We start from the raw sequence: 18749 nt of genomic DNA, 5'->3' as shown, positions 1-18749 counted from the left end.
GGCGATAACAACACATAAAATCCAAACACGCATTGCCCAGAGGGTTCTTCCTAGGGGCTATTTTCTCTTTGTTGCTCAATTTTTACTTAGCCCACTAGGTTACAAATCTCGCGCCGCGATTAAATCGCCCCTAGGTTGAACAAATTTAATCCATAAAGTCAATACGCCCTAAAGAGGTAAAAATGTCTGATATTAAAAAGAGTCACAAATTAGAAGGTGTATGTTATGACATTCGTGGGCCGGTTTTAGCGCAAGCTAAAAAAATGGAAGACGAAGGTCAAAAAGTATTAAAATTGAATATAGGTAATCCGGCTGCTTTTGGTTTTGATATGCCAGAAGATATGCACCGAGATATTATCCGCAACTTATATTCAGCTCAAGGTTACTGTGACTCTAAAGGCCTCTATTCAGCTCGCGTGGCTATTTATCAACACTACCAACAACGTGGATTACATAATTTAGATGTAGATAACATTTATATTGGTAATGGCGTAAGCGAACTTATTCAGATGATCACCCAAGCGCTATTAAATAATGGTGACGAAGTGCTTATTCCTGCTCCAGATTATCCACTTTGGACTGCTTCGGTCACGTTATCGGGTGGTAATCCGGTACATTATTTATGTGATGAAGAGCAAGATTGGTTTCCGGACATTGCCGATATAAAAAGTAAAATCACGTCTAAAACCAAAGCGCTGGTATTAATTAATCCTAATAACCCTACTGGTGCGGTTTACAGTGATGATTTGTTAATGCAATTAATTGATATAGCGCGTGAACATAAACTGCTGTTATTGAGCGATGAGATTTACGAAAAGATTTTATACGATGGTATAACGCATACTTCAATCGGCTCACTTTGCGACGATGTGCCTATTATTACTTTTAATGGTTTAGCAAAAACATACCGTGCAGCAGGGCTGAGAATGGGGTGGATGGTTCTAAGCGGTCGTACCTCGGTAATGGATGATTTACGCAAAGGCCTAGAAATACTTTCATCTATGCGTTTGTGCGCAAATGTACCTGCACAGTATGCGATTCAACAGGCTTTGGGCGGCGTGCAATCAATTGATAGTCTAATAAACCCGGGTGGTCGCTTGTATGAGCAGCGTGATATTGCATGGCGCGGATTAAATGATATTGAAGGCATTAGTTGTAAAAAACCTAAAGGCGCACTCTATGCGTTTGCCAAAGTAGATACAGCACTTTTTAACGTCAAAGATGATGAAAAGATGATGTACGATTTGCTAAAAGCCGAAAAAATATTACTTGTACATGGCAGGGCGTTTAATTGGCCAGATCCTGATCATTTTAGGTTGGTCTTTTTACCAAGCAAAGATGATTTATCCGATGCAATGTTAAAAATGAAGCGCTTTTTTAAAGACTATCGCCAAGTATAGTTATTAAAAAAATAATAAAAAAACGAGCCAAATTTGGCTCGTTTTTTACTTTAGTCATGAATATATTGGCTAATATGCTTTATCTACACGGACTGTGTTGTCGTTCAAGTACACTAATCTTACGTTATCGCCTTTGCTAAAACGCATTGATTGGTCCTGATCTTGAACAACCATAAACTGGTCGCCATTTTCAACTTGTATTAATAACTCTACAAAATGATTTTGCTGATAATGACTTTGCTGCTGCCTATTATGTGCAACACTGCCGCCAATTACCGAACCTAATATTGTTGCTACTGTGCGGCCGCTACCACCACCAAACTGGTTGCCTACTACGCCACCGAGTAATGCACCGCCGAAGGTTTTCCAGCCGTTGTTTTTGTCTTGAATGATTTCTTGTTCGGTAATATTGCGTACCGATTTTACGTCACCAAATAAAACTTGCTGCACAGGGACTGCTTTATTGCGCTCGTATTTAGCAAACGTAGGCGCGCTTATTGTAAGTAAAGCGCACATAATTACAGTAATTGCTTTCATAACTTGCTCCTTTTATACCAACCTGCATAAATCTTTGATCAATTTAACGAATTAAATTGCGCTATAACGTCGGTAAAAATTTTTTATTTAGAACAACTAAATACAAAAATTTTTGCCTAGTACTAGCGTAATTTTCATAACGTTAAATAGACCCCATATATAAGCGATTGGTATTAGCTACCAGCCAAAGGTTGATTTTTCTTTAGTTTTACGAATTTCAGTTTCGTCTGCCCACTCAACTAGGCCGCTTTCCATATCCATTAAGCGCATTGTAAATTTGTAATAAACATCTGATTTATCAGCGTTTGATTTAACTATGCTCGATAAATTTCCGTATAACATATATTGCGCGCCAATTTGTTTACCAAATGCAACGGCTGTTGCAGGGTTAACAAGGGCATCTTCGTTTTGAAACGTTAATTGCTCACGTACTGATTCAACACGCGTCATATCTACAAAACGGAACTTACCACTGCGTAGCATTTGCGTTGAGATTGAATCGGTGATTGATTCAGTATCAATGTGCTCACTAGTTTTGTTTTTAATACGCTCAACAAATACTACAGGGCGTTTATTAGCGGTCATTGTGCCAACAACGGGTGAGCTGAGTAATGAATCGGTCATTTGGCTCGCTACTTTTTGTAAGTCGGTAGAGCCAAAATTAATATCGGTTGTTTCTACTGCTTGTGCATCGCCATAACTTACTACGGCTTTATTAGCACAGCCGCTTAATACTAAAGCGCTGAGGCCAACTAAAGCGTAAGTTGATGCTGTTTTAAATTTGTTACTGGTGATCATGGTTGTTTCCTTTAATCTTTAAATTCTTGTGATTCGGTAGACACTTCTCTTACTGCTAAAGAAAAGGTAACCGCATCAGAGCTCGGTGCTAAGCCCGGTAATTGTGTTTTTGCAAAACCAAATAAGGTGAGTGCTTGCCAAGGTGAATGGTTGCCTTTAATTACAAAGCCGTCTTTATCAAACCAATTAAACTGATACTGCAAATATTGTGATTTTTTATACTGGCTCGAAAGTGTCACTACTACATCGGTTAACTGGTTGGTTTGACGTGTTTTAACATCAGTAATGGCCAGCTTTTTACCAAGCTCTGGGTTATCTACACGTAATTGTTCATTAAACTGGTTTTTATTTTGTTCAACAGAAATACCCGATGTAACCGGTTTGCTGGAACATGCACTGAGCATTAAAACTGCTAATAATGGCGCTATGTATTTCATGATGGCTCCTAAAGTTGAACTACGTGGTAATTAAAGTAGTTATTAATAGAGGTTAAGTAAATTAACGTTAACCCTTGCTTACTAATGGTAAAATTTATAGGTGCTTGTGTGCCTATATGCACAGAATGCTCACCTGTATTTAGGCTTTGCCTTGCGACACTTATTTGATTTGGAAGTGTAAGCCAGCTGCGTGTATCAGCTTGCTCAGACGCCAAATTATAAATATTAGCAAGTATGTTACCTACATCACCGGCACTGCGAGCAAGTTCTGCCCGCACTTTCTCTTTAGCTACTAATCTAAGTACTTGGCGAGCGACTTTTGCAGGTATTTGATCTTCTAATGTTTTTGCTGCAAGTGCTTCAATGTGTACTAATGGGCTTAGCTCCAAGCTTTGTGCATCTATGTTTATATTATTAAGGCGGCGCACATAGGCATTATCTTTATATACTGGCATTGCAAGGCTATAAAAGCGCGCATCGCCGCGTGATGAATAAATTGGTAAGCGCAGTTTAAATTCATCTTGTTTTGGTACTAAGCCTTGTTCAAATAAAACAATTACTTCGCCTTGTGTTGCAGAAATAGTGGGTGCATCACTAAAACGTTTTTTAAATTCACTTAGATCTTGGTCAAACCCTTGTTTTTTAGCAAGGCGCATTACATCTTGCTGTAAATAAATATTGTTAGGTTGTATAGCCAATGCTTTTTTATAATCGATATAGGCGTCGTCGTATTGTTTAGCACTTTGGTAAAGCAAAGCAGATAAGTAAAATGTGTAGGCATTTTGAAAGCCATTTTTTATGTTTCTGGTTACATTGCTCATGCTTGGGTAGTGTTGCTGAGCTTCTTTAACGGTTGAGTCGCCATCTGTTTTATTTTCGCTTAGTGCATCAACTTGTACTTTATTAGCACGGCGAATTTCGACCAAAGCGCCTTCTACATCGTTTTTATACACGTAGTTAAGTGCTTTATAACTATGAAGCATACTCATTTCGTAAGCCGGTGGTACATAAGTAATGGCTGAGTCGTTAGTAAATAACGCATTGCTTTGTTCAAGCCCCGCACTTACTTGTATTTTGGCGGCTTCGCGTTTTTTTTGCATTTGCGTATACACGTTCTCAAATTTACTTTGTGCCTCTTGTGGCGTATTGGCTAAGTCGTTTAAGCGAGCTTGCTCAAGTTGGTTGAGTAAGTAGCTGCTGTGCATGGTGCTATTATTGGCAATAAGGGATTGCGCTTCTTCGATATTGTTTTTCTCGATCGCATTTCTTATTGGTGTCATTTGCGTGGCATAGTCATTAAATAGGTCATTAAAGCCCATTGTGCTACACCCACTTAAAATACAACAAAAGCTTAAAATTATACTTAGGCGCACTGCGCACTCCTCTTAATTTACTTGCATACATTAACATATTATTTTTATTTGAATGTGTGAAATATTGTAAAAAATCGTAGAGTAAAACTGCCTGTCAATAAGGAAATATAAAATGACATTGGTGAACAAAGCGTGAACTTTTCTTGTTAAGTGAAATGCTTATACAGATGAGGTGGTCTATTAAATACAACACTCCCTTTGCACAGTTGTATCAATCCTGTTTAAATGTGTCGCTCAGTAAAGCGTTTGTAGGCTTTTATAGTTACACTTTAAGCTTAGAGGGTTAATTAGATTATTAATTTAAACAATGCTGTGACTCGTTTTTGATTGCTAAGGAATTTTTTTGAAAGCTACATTGTATACAATTATTGCCTTAATCGCGTTTGCCGCAAACTCTCTTTTTTGCAGAATGGCTTTAGCCGAAGGCTATATAGATGCTTGGAATTTTACTGTTATTCGTTTACTAAGCGGAGCTGCATGTTTGGGCATTATAATGGCTATTTATACCCATAATTTAAAACGAAAAGGTACATTTAACCCCGCTATTTTAAGTGACAAAGGAAGCTGGCGAAGCAGTATTAGTCTTCTTATTTACGCGCTTTGTTTTTCGATTGCATACCTTGAGCTAGATACAGGAACCGGTGCACTTATTTTGTTTTCAGCCGTGCAACTCACTATGATTGGCTGGGGTATATATCAAAAAGAGCAGCTGAGTGTGCTTCAGTGGTGCGCGTTTATAGTGGCGCTAGGCGGCTTTGTATATTTAATGCTGCCATCTGCTGCTGTACCTTCGTTATTAGGTGCATCACTTATGGCACTCAGTGGTGTGGCATGGGGTATTTACAGTATTCGCGGTAAAGTGTGTGTATCGCCACTGCGTACAACTGGGTTCAACTTTATAAGAAGCTTAGTTGCTATCCCTATTTTATTACTTGTTGGTATGAGTTATTTAAAAAATATGAGTATTGAAGGGGTTTTGCTTGCATGTGCCTCGGGTGCGATAGCGTCTGGAATTGGTTACAGTGTTTGGTATGTGGCTATGCCACTGCTTAAAAGTACCCAAGCTGCTGTTGTGCAGCTTTGTGTGCCGGTACTTGCAGCCATTGCCGGGGTCTTGTTTTTATCAGAGCAGGTAACAATGGAGTTTATAGTTGCAAGCTCCTTGATATTAGGCGCTGTGCTAGTATTTATTTTAAATAAAAAGAAGGCTTAATATCATTTAAGTTAACCTTCTTTTATGGTGGACTCACGTTTGTTACAAAGCGTTTATAAATAGCAGGTAAGTTATCAAGTATTGCCTGCTTACCCTGTAGTTCACTATTTTTTATGCATTCAAAAAGTACTTGCTCGCTAAGCTTATTCACTAATAATTGTGATTGCTTAATATGGCTTATATGCCAAAGCTCTGGTGCTACGCCGCCTAAATCATGCTGGTAAGGGCGATAAAAGCCAAATTTATCTAAGTTAGTATCAAGCCAATTACTTAAAGGCGCAAACGGCCCACCTTGCAGGTATTCATCAGGTGTTAGCTGTAGTTTATAATCATCACTTACCGCAGCTTTATCAAACACATCTAAATCGGTGCCTAAATGGTGCCTGCTTGCCCCAGGTAATGCAGAGTAGAGCATTATTGCTATGCATTTATCTACATCATTTAATTTAGTTAAATCTACAACCTTTTGCTGTTTATTATAAACAGGTCGAATACCTAAAAACTTATTATTCCAAATAATTGATTGACGATTAAAGTCGCGAAAACTTGAGGCAATAGTAAGCTCAAATCCTGCTTTTTGTGCTGCACTTTGCAGCGCTAAAAAGTCGTTAATAATAGCGCTGTGCAAGCGATGATTTTGTATATCAGTTAAATGTGTATCACTTTGCCCTGTGATACACATCATTGGTGTTGGTTTAGTTACATCCATTATGCTAAAAGTTGCTCTAATATTTGCTCGTAAATGTCGGTAAGGGTAATTAAATCATCGGTACTTACGCATTCATCCACTTTATGAATAGTGGCGTTACGTGGACCAAGTTCAATTACTTTAGCGCCAGTTTGAGCAATAAAGCGACCGTCAGATGTACCACCCGTGGTTTCTAGATTCGTGGTTAAACCGGTTACTGATTTAATCGCTTTAACTGTGGCATCAACAAGCGGGCCGTGCTCGGTAATAAAAGGTAAGCCATTTACTATCCAGCTTAATTCATAATTTAAGTTATGCTTTTGCAGTATGTTATTTACACGTTGTTGTAATTGCTCATGTGTTACTTGCGTGCTAAATCTAAAGTTAAACTGTACTTCAAGCTCACCCGGGATCACATTACCTGCACCTGTGCCGCCATTAATATTTGAAATCTGAAAGCTGGTAGCAGGGAAGTATTCATTTCCGTTATCCCACACCGTTTGGCTAAGCTCAGTAAGGGCAGAGGTTGCTAGGTGAATTGGGTTTTTTGCTAAATGCGGGTAGGCCACATGACCTTGTATACCCTTAACGGTTAAAAAAGCGGTAAGTGAACCTCTGCGACCATTTTTAACCACATCACCGAGTACATCGCGTGATGAAGGCTCGCCTACAAGACACATATCAATTTTTTCACCGCGTGCTTCTAATGTATCAATTACGCGAGTAGTCCCGTTTACAAATGGACCTTCTTCGTCTGAGGTGATTAAAAAAGAAATTGAACCTTTATGATCTGGATGTTTAGTAACAAAGCGCTCGGTTGCCACAAGCATTGCAGCTAATGAGCCTTTCATATCGGCAGCACCGCGCCCATGTAATAGGCCATCTTTTATTAATCCTGAAAACGGCGGATGTTGCCAATTTTGTTCAGGACCGGTTGGTACAACATCAGTGTGACCTGCAAAACAAAAATGTGGCGATTGTGTGCCTTTTCGAGCCCAAGTATTAAGTGTGTCGGTAAAAAATAATGACTCTATATTAAAGCCAATCGCAGCAAGGCGATCGTTCATCATTTGTTGGCAGCCAGCATCTTCTGGCGTTACTGATTCACGTTGGATTAGTGCTTGGGCGAGTTTAATTACATCATTAGTCATTATTAAAAATCTCGTCGTATTGGGCTGCTTTAAAACCTAAATGGTAAGTGCCATTGTTTACCAGTACTGGGCGTTTGATCATGGCAGGTTGTTCAACTAACAATGGGATAGCACTTTCTTTAGTTAGGCTCTGTTTTTGCTCATCAGATAATGCGCGATAAGTAGTGCCTCTTTTATTAACAAGTTGCTCCCAATCGAGCTTATTTGCAAAATCACTCACCATTTGCTCGTTTACGCCATCTTTGCGGTAATCATGAAAAGTGAATTCTATATTGTTGTCGGCTAAGTATTTTTTTGCTTTTTTTATCGTATCGCAGTTGCTAATACCGTATAGAGTGATCATAAATCTAGTTCTTCTTAATAATAGTTAATAGGGTGTCTTCGCCCGCATTTACATGCGAATGTGAGTAATGAAACGTGCCAAGATTATTGCCGTTTAGTAAAATTAAACTAGCAAGCATTGGAGTATCAAGTTCTCGTAAATCAAAATAAGCAAGGCGTTGACCTTTGCATATTTTGCTACCATTGAGTTGTGCAATATGGGTATGCGTAATTGATTGCGAATCAGGGATAGTTAAGTTAATCAAGGCTTTTAGACCATTATTAGCTTGTAGAATAAACTCAGTGCCTGCATTTTTTACTTGTAATAAAGTTCCATCAAACGGTGCTAAAATTTTATGACTTGTTAGTTGCACCATAATACCAGGGCCCAGAGTGCCAAAACGAAAAAAAGGTTCTGGGTGCTCTTTCAGTTCAATTACTTTACCTGTAAATGGGCTGGTAATATTTATTGCGTTAAGAGGCGTTTTATTTTGAGCTAAATAGTCAATTTTTTGAGCTTTCATAAGTTAATTTACCACCACGTTATAACCCTCTTTTCTTAAAGCTGAAATAGCATTATCTGCAGTGTGTTTTTTTATGAGAATATAATCAGTATCGTAGGTTGAGATTGAAAAGATAGAAATTTTAGCTCGCGCTAATACGCCTGAAATATTAGCCATAATTCCGGTTAACGAAAAGCCAAGTGGACCTACAACCTCTAAAGCTTGCCAGTCTGGTTCGGTATCCAGGCTTTTTACTTCAAAATCGCTTGGGCATACAATTGAAAGTTCATCATGGGTTTTAGAAATAAAAAATAAAGATTGCTTTAAAAGTGCCGCAGGTATGTCGGCATCTACATCTAAACTATGTATAGATAAAATTGTGCTGAGTAATTGTAATGTTTGTTTTGACATTAAACGCCTGCGATACAGCATTATTGATAGCTTAATAGTATAGATTATTGCCTTCAAGTTAAAGGTGTAACCGAGACTAAAATAGGCATTTGGGAGTAGGTTTTAATAGAGATTACAAACTTACCCACAATTTCTGTGGATAAGTATGGGGGTTGCAGGGTATAAATAGCCTAACTAGTTAATTATTAAATAAATAATAGCTAGGCTATAAAAAATACACGTTGCGTTTATTGAGTAATTTGCGCTTCTGCTTGTGCTGCCTGAATTGCAGTTAAGGCGATTGTATACACAATATCATCAACTAATGCACCACGGCTTAAATCGTTTACAGGTTTGCGCATACCTTGCAGCATAGGGCCAATACTTATTAAGTCGGCACTTCTCTGCACTGCTTTATATGTAGTATTACCCGTATTTAAATCTGGGAATATAAATACAGTCGCTTTACCGGCTACAGGGCTGTTAGGTGCTTTTTTAAGAGCTACGTTTTCCATTATAGCGGCATCGTATTGTAGTGGACCGTCGATAATTAAATCAGGACGTTTTTGTTTTGCAATTTTTGTGGCTTCACGTACTTTTTCAACATCGGCTCCGGTACCAGAAGTGCCCGTGCTGTAGCTGATCATGGCAACACGTGGCTCTATACCAAATGCAGCTGCAGAGTCGGCAGATTGAATCGCTATATCTGCAAGCTGTTCAGAATTAGGGTCTGGGTTAATCGCACAGTCACCGTAAACTAACACTTGGTCAGGTAGTAGCATAAAAAATACAGATGATACTAGCGATGACCCTGGCGCTGTCTTAATTAATTGCAGTGGTGGGCGAATTGTATTTGCCGTAGTGTTTACCGCGCCCGATACTAAACCGTCCACTTTACCTTGCTCAAGCATCATTGTACCCAGTACGACGTTATCTTGTAGTTGCTCTTGTGCTACTACGGCAGTTAGGCCTTTGCTTTTACGAATTTCGACCATAGGCGCAATATAATCATTAATAATACTTTTTGGCTCGATAATAGTTACATGTTCGTTTAGCTCAATACCTTGCTGTTGCGCAATACGCATTATTTCTTCGCGATCGCCCAGTAATATAGTTTTAGCAATCCCGCGTTGACCACAAATAGCAGCCGCTTTAATTGTACGAGGCTCATTGCCTTCTGGCAGAACAACTGTTTTACCTGCTTTACGCGCTTTAGTGGTAAGTAAGTAACGAAATGCGGGCGGTGATAACTTGCGAGTTTTACCTACACTTTTAGCTAGAGTATCTAGCCAGCTTGAATTGATATGCTCTGCGTTGTGATCTTTTACTTTTTCAATACGTTGGTCATCATCATTTGGTACTTCCATATTAAAGTTATGCAGTAATAATGATGTACGCCATGTGTCGGCATCGGTTGCAAGTATTGGTAAACCGGTTTGCATGGCTTGCTCACACAAGGCCATTATACGCGGTTCTGGTTCAAAACCACCGGTAAGCAATATGGCGCCAAGTTTGGTGCCATTCATAGCTGATAAACACGCAGCAACAAGTATGTCAGAGCGATCGCCCGGTGTTACTAATAAAGCGCCTGGCGTAAAATAGTTTAAAATATTTGAAACCGTACGAGCACAAAAAGTAATACGTCGCAGGCGACGATGAAGCATATCGCCTTCGTTAATTATTGTTGCTTTTAAATACGCACTTAAGTCTTTTACGCGCGGCGCTACTAAGTCAAAATCCCACGGGATTGCGCCAAGTAACATGAACGGATTATTTTTAAAAATAGGCAGGGAGGCTAAACGATTTAACTCGTTTTCAAGCTCTTCAGGTTTGTATGAGTCTACTAAATCGGCGCGTGCACGACCTTCTTCATCAAGTGGCGCGTTTACTTTATTAAAAATACAGCCCAGTACGCGAGGATGATCGATACCACCGTAGTTACCTGCTGCAATTTCAAGGCGGTCTTCTATTTGAGTAATGGTGTAATTACCAGGGGTAAGTACAAATACAATTTCGGCGCCGAGTGTTTGCGCAATTTCGCGGTTTACACGCCCAGCATAAGGTTGGCGACGAGTAGGTACCATACCTTCAATAATAGCGACTTCGTCGTCGTTTATTTTACTTTCAAAGCGTTCAACAATTTCCTCTAGTAGATCATCACCTTTACCGTCGCCAATCATTTGCTCTGCATAATCAAGTGCAAAAGGCATTGGTGGGTTAATAGGTGAGCCTTGAGTGACTATTTGTGTTGATTTTTCAGGGCCTGTTTCACCTGAACGTGGCTGAGCGATGGGTTTAAAAAAGTTAACTTTAACTGTTTTTTGTTCAAGTGCACGCACTAAACCAACTGATACCGACGTTAAACCAACACCGGTAGAAACAGGAATTAACATAATACGACGTGCCATATTAAAGCTCCTTCACGATATTTGCAGCATCAAGGGCAATGACCCATTCTTCATTAGTTGGCATTACAACTGCTTTAACGTGTGAATTTTTACAGCTAATAACACCGCCTTGACCAAAGCGCGCATTAAGGTTGGCTTGCGGATTACACTTAATGCCTAAAAAGGCAAGTTGTGTAATTACTTTTTCACGAATAATATCTGAGTTTTCACCAATACCACCCGTAAAAATCACAGCATCAAGGCGCTGTAATGGGACCATATACGCTGCAATTTGTTTTGAAAGGCGGTAGCAAAACATGTCAATTGCGATTATCGCTTTTTTATTCCCGGCTATAGCGGCTTCTTCAATGGTACGGCAATCGTTAGAAAGCTCGCTAATACCTAACAAGCCACTTTTTTGGTTTAGTAGGTTATCTATTTGCTGGGCTGTGTAATCAAGTTGGGTGGTTAAAAAGTTAAATAAGCCAGGGTCAATATCGCCGCTACGTGTGCCCATTATCAGCCCCTCTAGAGGCGTTAGTCCCATGCTGGTATCAACACTCTTACCATTTTTAATCGCGCATACAGAACAACCGTTGCCTAAGTGGGCACTAATAAAATTGCTTTGCTCGATAGGTTGCTCTAGTAACTTTGCTGTTTGCCCTGCAACATAAAAATGACTTGTGCCATGAAAACCATAACGCCTAACACCAAACTCGGTGTACAACTTATATGGAAGAGCGTAAAGAAAGGCAACTTCGCTCATAGTTTGATGAAATGCAGTATCAAACACCGCGACTTGTGGCAAACCTTCAAACGATGCCTGCGCCGACGATATACCTAGTAAATTAGCGTGCCCATGAAGCGGTGCAAGCGTTGCAGACTGTGTAATGCCTGCAATTACTTTTTCGTCAATCAATACCGATCGCGTAAAGTGCTCGCCGCCATGTACAACACGATGGCCCACTGCGATAAGTTGCTCGTCTAAGTTGTGATCTTTTATTAAGCTTACAAGCGTATTTATAGCCTCAGCATGAGCTTGATTAGCCGCTAAGTCGATAACTGTTTTAGTACCATTAAATTTGTATTTAATAGAGGGTGCTTTAGCGCCTAAGCGTTCAGCAAGGCCTGAAATGATTTCGTGACCACCGTTCGCATCAATAATGGCAAACTTTAAGCTAGAGCTACCACAATTTAAAACTAAAACGTGTTGTGATTCAGGAGAGGTTGTTGGCATAGATTCAATTTCCATAAACAAATTTAGTAAGTAAACGTTAATTCGTAATCGTTACACTTACGGTATTAAGTAAAGCTAAAACAATTGAATGTTCAATTGCAAAGTAGTTAACGCAATGTTAAATACTTTACCTTAATTAAGATGTTTAAGTTAGGATTGTTCGCTATTAAAAGGTAAATTTAAGCTGTTTTACTGAGAAAGTGTAACTCTTTCATTTTGTGTTACACTTTGCGTATAGCTCGTTTTTCCATTGTATTTAAAAGCAGTATCTGTGAGGAGTCATGATGCAAAAAAGTGTGATGTCACAACTACAAACAGGCCGTTTGTATGGTAAAAAATGGCCAATGCGCAAAGAGCTTGCGCCTTTGTTTTTAGAGTTTAGGGTAATTAGAGCGACTGAGCTTGCCATTACAGTAATGCCAATCTTAGCCATGCTAACATTGTTTTTTCAGCTAAATTACTTGGGTTCTGATTTTTTACCGCAAGCCATTGCAAGTGCATTATTTTTTATATCTTTACCATTACAAGGTTTATTTTGGTTGGGTAAGCGAGCGCAAACGCCTTTAGAGCCTGCGATGCAAAAATGGTATAACGAGTTGTACACTAAAATGGCAGCTAATGGATATCAAACGCAGTTAAGTGAAAACAAGCCCCGTTATTTGGAGCTTGCCAATTTACTTAAAGATATGTTTGATAAAATGGACAGGGCGTTTACTAAAGAGCAGTTTTAGAGAGTTACATCATTATCTATTTTGGTAAACTGAGTAATATAAAACGATAAGGTGACAGTGTGTTCACCTTTTTCTTCGAGTGCTGTCCAGTGCTCGGGTCTAAATTTCCATGCAAATGGCGTCATCATTATTAAGTTTTTAATATCAGTAAAGCTAAACGCTATATGATCTGTTAAAAGGATCTGCTCTGATTTTTGAAATCCTTTTGGAGTGGCTATTTCAGTATGTTCGTTTACTTCTGAATATATATACGATTTTAGCTCTTTTAGATGACAAGGACCTGGGCTTGCAACTACTAATGTTGCGTTTTGATTTGCTAGGCGTTCAAGCTCTTGCTCAAACAAAGGTGCAAATACGCTAACAAGTACATCAGCAAATTGGCTTTTAAAGGGGGCTTGGCTGATTGATGCCACACTAAAATGGCAATTAGGGTAGCGCTTTGCTGCATATTTAACCGCTGATTTTGAAATATCGACACCGTATACAACAGCATTTGTTTTATTCGCGATTGCTTGGGTATAAAACCCTTCACCGCATCCTAAATCAATAATAGTATTCGCACTTATATTACTGATTATATCACTAAGGCTTTGCTGTAAAAAACGATAATACCCACGCTCTAAAAATGCACGTCTGGCTTGTACCATTTCAAGTGAATCACCCGGTTGTTTTGAATTTTTCTGTTGCACAGGCAGTAAATTAACATAGCCTTCTTTAGCAAAATCAAAGCTGTGGTTGTTAGCACAACGAAGTGTTGAATCAGTTTTCAAAAGTGCTAGGTTACACAGCGGGCATTGATATTCAAGACTCATGAGCCTAGGTAGTCCTTATCGTAAAAAGTTTTTACCCAATGCGGGCGATAGGTGATCATAATTGTTATAGCCATGCCGTTGAGCATTGCTTCAGGAAACCAAATTATGGCACTTAAATAAACGTAGTTATCTGCAAGTTCTTGCCAATTGTATTGCCCTATAGCTAAGTAAAATAAAGCACCTAGGCCTATTTTTATACAGGCTATAAATCCTGCGATTATAAACGCACAAACAAATATATAAACAAAAAAATGACGAGGTAAATATTGGTAACTAATTATAAAGCCAAGATAGCTCAATAAAATAGGAATAAACGCACCAATAAGCAGTTGTACTGGTAACAGCTCAAGTTCAATTTGACCAAAGGCAGCTAGTAGGGCTGTGGCAAGTAGGCTACTTAAAATAGTCAATCGCCAGCCTAAAATTAATGTAGCAGCCGTAACACCTAGGATGTGCAAATCAAGGCCAGTTAAAATGCCAGCCTTTATTCGCCAAAGCACTGCAAACACTAACGCACACGCAAGTACGCCAGTTTGACGGACTGGCGTATTAAGCAATGTTTTATATGTTTTTTTATCAAAGCTTAGTAGAGCAATAATAATTACAAGAGCCCAAAGTAGCCCCTGCATTGTTAGGCTGAGCATAATAATTACTTAAATGTTGACCATATAGGGGCATGATCTGACGGTTTTTCAATACCGCGAAGTTCGTAATCAATACCTGTATCTATGCAGCGTGCTGCAAGCTCATTGGTTGCAAGCACTACATCTATACGAAGTCCTCGATTATCTACAAACCCTTTAGAGCGATAGTCAAACCACGAGTATTGATCGTCTGTGTCGGGGTTTTGCTCTCTAAAGGTGTCTTTAAAACCCCAATTAAGTAATGTTGCAAGCCATTCACGCTCTACTGGTTGAAAAGAACATTTACCCGTTTTTAACCAACGTTTAGCATTTACTTCGCCAATACCAATATCTAAATCGGTAGGTGATATGTTGATATCACCCATAACGATGACGTCTTGATCGGGTGTGTGATTGGTTTCAAGGTGTGTCATTAAATCTTTATAAAATTGACGTTTATAAGGGAATTTAGTTTCGTGATTAATATTATCACCTTGTGGGAAATAGCCATTCATGACAGTAAGGTCGCGACCGTTTTCTTGTTCAACAGTGACGCTTATCATGCGTTTTTGCGATTCATCTGTATCGGTGGCAAAACCTTTTAAGACCGATTTAGGCTCTTTTTTGCATAACATAGCTACGCCATAATGTGCTTTTTGACCATGAAAGTAGACGTGATATCCCATTTTTCGTACATCTTCTAATGGGAATGCTTCGTCGTGAACTTTAATCTCTTGCAAGCCAATAACGTCTGGTTGATGTTTGTCGATAATTGCTCGTAATTGGTGAAGACGAGCACGCAGACCATTGATATTGAAAGAAATCACTTTCATAAAATTTACCTTAAAATTGGTTCTATTTAATAGATTAAATTGTATCAGTAAATACGCGTACATAACATGACTGAATTGAGATAATAGCTGCGCAAATGTTGATCAAATGATGGGTAAAGTTTAAACATTGTGAATACAATATTAATTATTTAAATAAATAAAAAATTCAATTGAACTTAACTTTATTGAATATATAATGCGCGAAATTCACTTGTTTAGCTCGTTCAAATAGGATCTCTCATGAAAACTCAACTACTTTTAGCCACTGCTTTACTAGCATCTGCAACTGCGTCAGCTCAAAGCAATACTTACTTTAGCCAAGATAACAAAATTGAGTCTAAGTTATGTGTACTAAGTGCAAACGAAGGCTTTAGCGTTGCTCGTAAAGAAGCTGCCCAACACGGTGTTTACCTATCTCGTTTTTCTAAAAGCATTTTATGTAATGGTGAAGATATTCGTGATATTGCTAAAAAAACGACATTAAGCAACGCATCAGTTGAGAAAGTAGAAGTATTTGCAAAAGACGCTCAACAAGAAACTCAATTATGTATGACGGCTTTAAAACAAGGTTTAGCACCTGTTCGTCAAAAAATTGGTAACCTAAACTCATTAAAATGTAATGGTCAAAACGTTACTGAGTTTGTTAAACGCTACCAAAACGCAGCAATCTAATTATTAGCTTAACTATATAAGTAAATTTGAAATGCCTGGTTTTTACCGGGTATTTTTTTGCAAAAATTACAAGGTTGTTTGCAAAGCTTGCAAGCTTAACTTATTGAAACTGTTTAATAAATATACCGATCGAGATTAAGTTATTGATTATTATAAGTTAACTATTATTGGCATTGGATTTGTATTAGTTAAAGTGACATTTAATTAATTACGAAGGATACGTCTTATGAAAAAGTTAACATTAGCAGCCACTATTTTAGCATCATTAAGCCTAGCGGCTTGTTCATCTAATCAAGGTCTTGAAAGAATAGACAGTGACTTTGCAAGTTTAGATAATGATAGCGATGGCTACATCTCAAAAGTTGAAGCTGATGACGATAGCATTTGGGGCCATTTTTCAAATATTGATACCAATATGGATAACGAAATTAGCCGCAAAGAATTTAACACTTATATGAAGCTTAATAATGGCAAAGTAGCCACTGATTCTGAAGTAAGTGAGTCGGCATTTAAAGCTGAAATTGCTAAATTCGATAAAATTGAAAGCAGTTTTTCAAGCTTAGATAACGACAGCAATGGCTATATCTCGGTAGTTGAAGGTAACGATGATGATATTTCAAATCATTTTGGTTACATGGATAAAAACCAAGATAAGCGCATCAGTAAAAGCGAGTTTATGGGTTACATTAAAAAATACGGTAACGCAGTAGCTGAAGATGATGCATTAGAAGCTTTTAAAAGTAACTAATAGTTACCATTTTAGTAAGTAAGATTAAAGCCAGTGCTAGTCACTGGCTTTTTTGTGTTTTAAATTTAGTTATTTGATAGATATATTTTCCTAGTTTGGTGTTGTTCTGTCATAATAGATGGCTGTGTATTTTTATTTGTTAAGAGTGTGTATGGCGGGTCGGCGAATTAGTGATGAACAACTAGTTGAGATCATTGAAGCAGCTATTTTTGTTGCAGATAAGCCTGTTAGTAAACGCCACCTTAAAGACATCGTATTAATAGATTTAGCTATTTCTATGACGCGAATAAATGACGCAATAGATACAATACAAGAACATTTTCAAACTCGTGGTATTCGCTTAGTTGAAGTTGGTAGTGGGTATCGGTTTCAGGCATGCAGTAGTTTAAGCCCTTGGTTAAATAACTTGTGGCAAGAACGCGCACCAAAATACTCGCGTGCTTTACTGGAAACATTATCACTTATTGCATACAGGCAGCCCATTACACGCGGCGAAATTGAGCAAGTAAGAGGTGTTACTACGGGTTCGAATATTATTAAAACCTTACTCGAAAGAGAGTGGGTTAAAGTGGTAGGGCATAAAGAGGTTCCGGGAAAGCCGGCTTTATATGCAACTACTAAGCAATTTTTAGATTATTTTTCGTTAACTGGGCTTGAAAATTTACCTGCGTTGCCAACAGAGCAGCAAAGTAAAATTAACCAGTTATTGAGCGATCCTTCTGTGAGAGAACCATCCGAATGAGTATTATACAAGGTGAAAAGTTACAAAAAGTCTTAGCCCGTGCAGGCGTAGGCTCACGCCGTGAAATGGAAAAATACATTGACGCAAACCGCGTTAGTGTAAACGGTAAAGTGGCAAAGTTAGGTGACCGTGTTGAAGAAACCGATTTGATTCGTGTTGACGGACACAGTGTAAAAATTGAAGAAAAAGCAGACCGAATCTGTCGTGTGATTATGTATAACAAACCAGAAGGTGAGTTAAGCACACGTAAAGATCCTGAAGGACGTCGTACTGTATTTGATCGACTTCCGCGTATTGATGGCGATCGCTGGATTGCGGTTGGTCGACTAGACGTTAATACATCAGGTTTGATGCTCTTTACAAACGATGGTGAACTGGCAAACCGTTTAATGCACCCAAGCTATGAAGTAGAGCGTGAATACTCTGCGCGTGTATTTGGTGAAGTAACCAATGAAACGGTTAAAAACTTACTACGCGGTGTTGAGCTTGAAGATGGTCCAGCCAAATTCACGACTGTAACCCCTATGGGTGGTGAAGGCGTTAACCGATGGTTTAACGTAACGTTAAATGAAGGACGTAACCGTGAAGTTCGTCGTTTATGGCAGTCTCAAGATGCGGAAGTATCTCGTCTTATTCGTATTCGTTACGGTAAACTAGAGCTTGATAAGCGCGTGCCACAAGGTGGTTGGATGGAGTATGATTTAGAAACAGTAAACTACTTGCGTAAAACCGTTAAATTAGGCCGCGAAACACAAACTAAGCTTTCTGTTATGCCTGAAAAACGCAAAGATAAACGCGCTAAAATCAACCAAATTCGTAAAGCAGTTAAAAAACACAATCAGCGTGTTAAGCCGACTAAACGTAAATAATCAATTAGTTATTTATTGAACACAAAAAAGCCGCTAATTGCTGTCTCTTGATCACAAGTCTGACTCAAGAGATTTTGCTAAATCGTAGCCTTCCAGGATGGCTTGTAACTTAAGCCATCCTTGCCATAACACTTTCACAGATGCACGCCCTGTGCGCTTGGTATCTTTCCAGCCTCCTAACTTTGCCAGTTCCTGATACGCCCATGACATATTTGGAGCAGTTTCAGGCAATGGTGTTTTTATTCTCTTTAACCACAATAACTTCCATGCTTTGGGAGATAACA

21 protein-coding genes and 1 pseudogene are annotated in these 18749 nt (G+C 38.8%); 7 read left to right on the top strand and 15 right to left on the bottom strand.

Annotated elements, in window-relative coordinates; all coding sequences use genetic code 11:
- The first annotated feature begins 182 nt into the window (after positions 1-182).
- A complete protein-coding gene (locus tag QL998_RS13735) occupies positions 183-1400 on the top strand; it encodes a pyridoxal phosphate-dependent aminotransferase (RefSeq protein ID WP_010554238.1) in 1218 nt (405 codons plus the stop codon).
- A 69-nt stretch (positions 1401-1469) separates the two neighbouring features.
- Here the strand turns inward: QL998_RS13735 and QL998_RS13730 are convergent, their stop codons facing one another.
- The 4 genes from QL998_RS13730 to QL998_RS13715 all read right to left on the bottom strand — a co-directional run bounded on the left by QL998_RS13730 (position 1470) and on the right by QL998_RS13715 (position 4545).
- The gene (locus QL998_RS13730; RefSeq protein ID WP_008134100.1) at positions 1470-1937 is read right to left on the bottom strand and encodes a glycine zipper 2TM domain-containing protein; all 468 of its coding nucleotides are present in this window, start codon (positions 1935-1937) and stop codon (positions 1470-1472) included.
- 177 nt (positions 1938-2114) lie between these two features.
- Positions 2115-2735: a penicillin-binding protein activator LpoB gene (gene lpoB / locus QL998_RS13725; RefSeq protein ID WP_165735115.1), complete on the bottom strand. Its 621-nt coding sequence runs from the start codon at positions 2733-2735 to the stop codon at positions 2115-2117.
- Positions 2736-2746: 11 nt separating this feature from the next.
- Positions 2747-3172 carry a YcfL family protein gene (locus QL998_RS13720; protein ID WP_007582549.1) on the bottom strand — a complete coding sequence of 142 codons (426 nt, stop codon included), beginning with the start codon at positions 3170-3172 and terminating at the stop codon, positions 2747-2749.
- Positions 3173-3180: 8 nt separating this feature from the next.
- Positions 3181-4545, bottom strand: coding sequence for an adenine DNA methylase (locus QL998_RS13715; RefSeq protein ID WP_290192888.1), 1365 nt, complete (start codon positions 4543-4545; stop codon positions 3181-3183).
- A 343-nt stretch (positions 4546-4888) separates the two neighbouring features.
- On the opposite strand from QL998_RS13715, the gene QL998_RS13710 reads away from it, so the two are divergent.
- Complete coding sequence (locus QL998_RS13710) at positions 4889-5758, top strand: DMT family transporter (RefSeq protein WP_290192887.1); 870 nt, start codon at positions 4889-4891, stop codon at positions 5756-5758.
- 22 nt (positions 5759-5780) lie between these two features.
- Here QL998_RS13710 and QL998_RS13705 read toward each other — a convergent pair whose 3' ends face one another.
- From QL998_RS13705 to QL998_RS13675, 7 genes are all read right to left on the bottom strand, one after another.
- Positions 5781-6467, bottom strand: a complete 687-nt coding sequence (locus tag QL998_RS13705) for a M15 family metallopeptidase (protein ID WP_290192886.1) — start codon at positions 6465-6467, stop codon at positions 5781-5783.
- A complete protein-coding gene (gene dapE, locus QL998_RS13700) occupies positions 6467-7597 on the bottom strand; it encodes a succinyl-diaminopimelate desuccinylase (RefSeq protein ID WP_290192885.1) in 1131 nt (376 codons plus the stop codon). The genes QL998_RS13705 and dapE overlap by 1 nt, the downstream gene beginning before the upstream one ends.
- Complete coding sequence (locus QL998_RS13695; protein WP_024604853.1) at positions 7590-7940, bottom strand: ArsC family reductase; 351 nt, start codon at positions 7938-7940, stop codon at positions 7590-7592. The genes dapE and QL998_RS13695 overlap by 8 nt, the downstream gene beginning before the upstream one ends.
- A 4-nt stretch (positions 7941-7944) precedes the next feature.
- Positions 7945-8442 (bottom strand): PTS glucose transporter subunit IIA, encoded by a 498-nt coding sequence (locus QL998_RS13690; protein WP_290192884.1) that lies wholly within the window; start codon positions 8440-8442, stop codon positions 7945-7947.
- Positions 8443-8445: 3 nt separating this feature from the next.
- Positions 8446-8832, bottom strand: coding sequence for an ACT domain-containing protein (locus QL998_RS13685; protein WP_024604855.1), 387 nt, complete (start codon positions 8830-8832; stop codon positions 8446-8448).
- A 227-nt stretch (positions 8833-9059) separates the two neighbouring features.
- Positions 9060-11219 carry a phosphate acetyltransferase gene (pta, locus tag QL998_RS13680; protein WP_182196934.1) on the bottom strand — a complete coding sequence of 720 codons (2160 nt, stop codon included), beginning with the start codon at positions 11217-11219 and terminating at the stop codon, positions 9060-9062.
- A gap of 1 nt (position 11220) precedes the next feature.
- Complete coding sequence (locus tag QL998_RS13675) at positions 11221-12435, bottom strand: acetate kinase (RefSeq protein ID WP_182196933.1); 1215 nt, start codon at positions 12433-12435, stop codon at positions 11221-11223.
- A 284-nt stretch (positions 12436-12719) separates the two neighbouring features.
- On the opposite strand from QL998_RS13675, the gene yfbV reads away from it, so the two are divergent.
- Positions 12720-13166, top strand: a complete 447-nt coding sequence (gene yfbV, locus QL998_RS13670; RefSeq protein ID WP_024604858.1) for a terminus macrodomain insulation protein YfbV — start codon at positions 12720-12722, stop codon at positions 13164-13166.
- On the opposite strand, the gene QL998_RS13665 is transcribed toward yfbV, so the two are convergent.
- The 3 genes from QL998_RS13665 to xthA are packed head-to-tail and all read right to left on the bottom strand — an operon-like array spanning position 13163 to position 15434.
- Complete coding sequence (locus tag QL998_RS13665; RefSeq protein WP_290192883.1) at positions 13163-13978, bottom strand: putative RNA methyltransferase; 816 nt, start codon at positions 13976-13978, stop codon at positions 13163-13165. The two genes, yfbV and QL998_RS13665, sit on opposite strands and share 4 nt — an antisense overlap.
- Complete coding sequence (locus QL998_RS13660) at positions 13975-14622, bottom strand: energy-coupling factor ABC transporter permease (protein ID WP_024604860.1); 648 nt, start codon at positions 14620-14622, stop codon at positions 13975-13977. Before QL998_RS13660 ends, QL998_RS13665 begins: the two co-directional genes overlap by 4 nt.
- A 5-nt stretch (positions 14623-14627) precedes the next feature.
- Positions 14628-15434, bottom strand: coding sequence for an exodeoxyribonuclease III (xthA, locus tag QL998_RS13655; RefSeq protein WP_290192882.1), 807 nt, complete (start codon positions 15432-15434; stop codon positions 14628-14630).
- Between the two features lie 240 nt (positions 15435-15674).
- On the opposite strand from xthA, the gene QL998_RS13650 reads away from it, so the two are divergent.
- The 4 genes from QL998_RS13650 to rluB all read left to right on the top strand — a co-directional run bounded on the left by QL998_RS13650 (position 15675) and on the right by rluB (position 18465).
- Positions 15675-16106 (top strand): hypothetical protein, encoded by a 432-nt coding sequence (locus QL998_RS13650; protein WP_007582577.1) that lies wholly within the window; start codon positions 15675-15677, stop codon positions 16104-16106.
- Positions 16107-16332: 226 nt separating this feature from the next.
- A complete protein-coding gene (locus QL998_RS13645) occupies positions 16333-16854 on the top strand; it encodes a calcium-binding protein (protein WP_007582579.1) in 522 nt (173 codons plus the stop codon).
- Between the two features lie 151 nt (positions 16855-17005).
- Positions 17006-17596: an SMC-Scp complex subunit ScpB gene (scpB, locus tag QL998_RS13640; protein WP_024592539.1), complete on the top strand. Its 591-nt coding sequence runs from the start codon at positions 17006-17008 to the stop codon at positions 17594-17596.
- Positions 17593-18465: a 23S rRNA pseudouridine(2605) synthase RluB gene (gene rluB / locus QL998_RS13635; protein WP_007582584.1), complete on the top strand. Its 873-nt coding sequence runs from the start codon at positions 17593-17595 to the stop codon at positions 18463-18465. Before scpB ends, rluB begins: the two co-directional genes overlap by 4 nt.
- Positions 18466-18516: 51 nt before the next feature.
- Here the strand turns inward: rluB and QL998_RS13630 are convergent.
- Positions 18517-18749, bottom strand: a pseudogene (locus QL998_RS13630) (IS4 family transposase); the annotation flags it as partial.

Source organism: Pseudoalteromonas sp. APC 3691 (genome assembly GCF_030408135.1).
Classification (GTDB): Bacteria; Pseudomonadota; Gammaproteobacteria; order Enterobacterales; family Alteromonadaceae; genus Pseudoalteromonas.
Note: the sequence above shows the minus strand (reverse complement) of the source record. Positions and strands in the feature narration are given on the sequence as shown.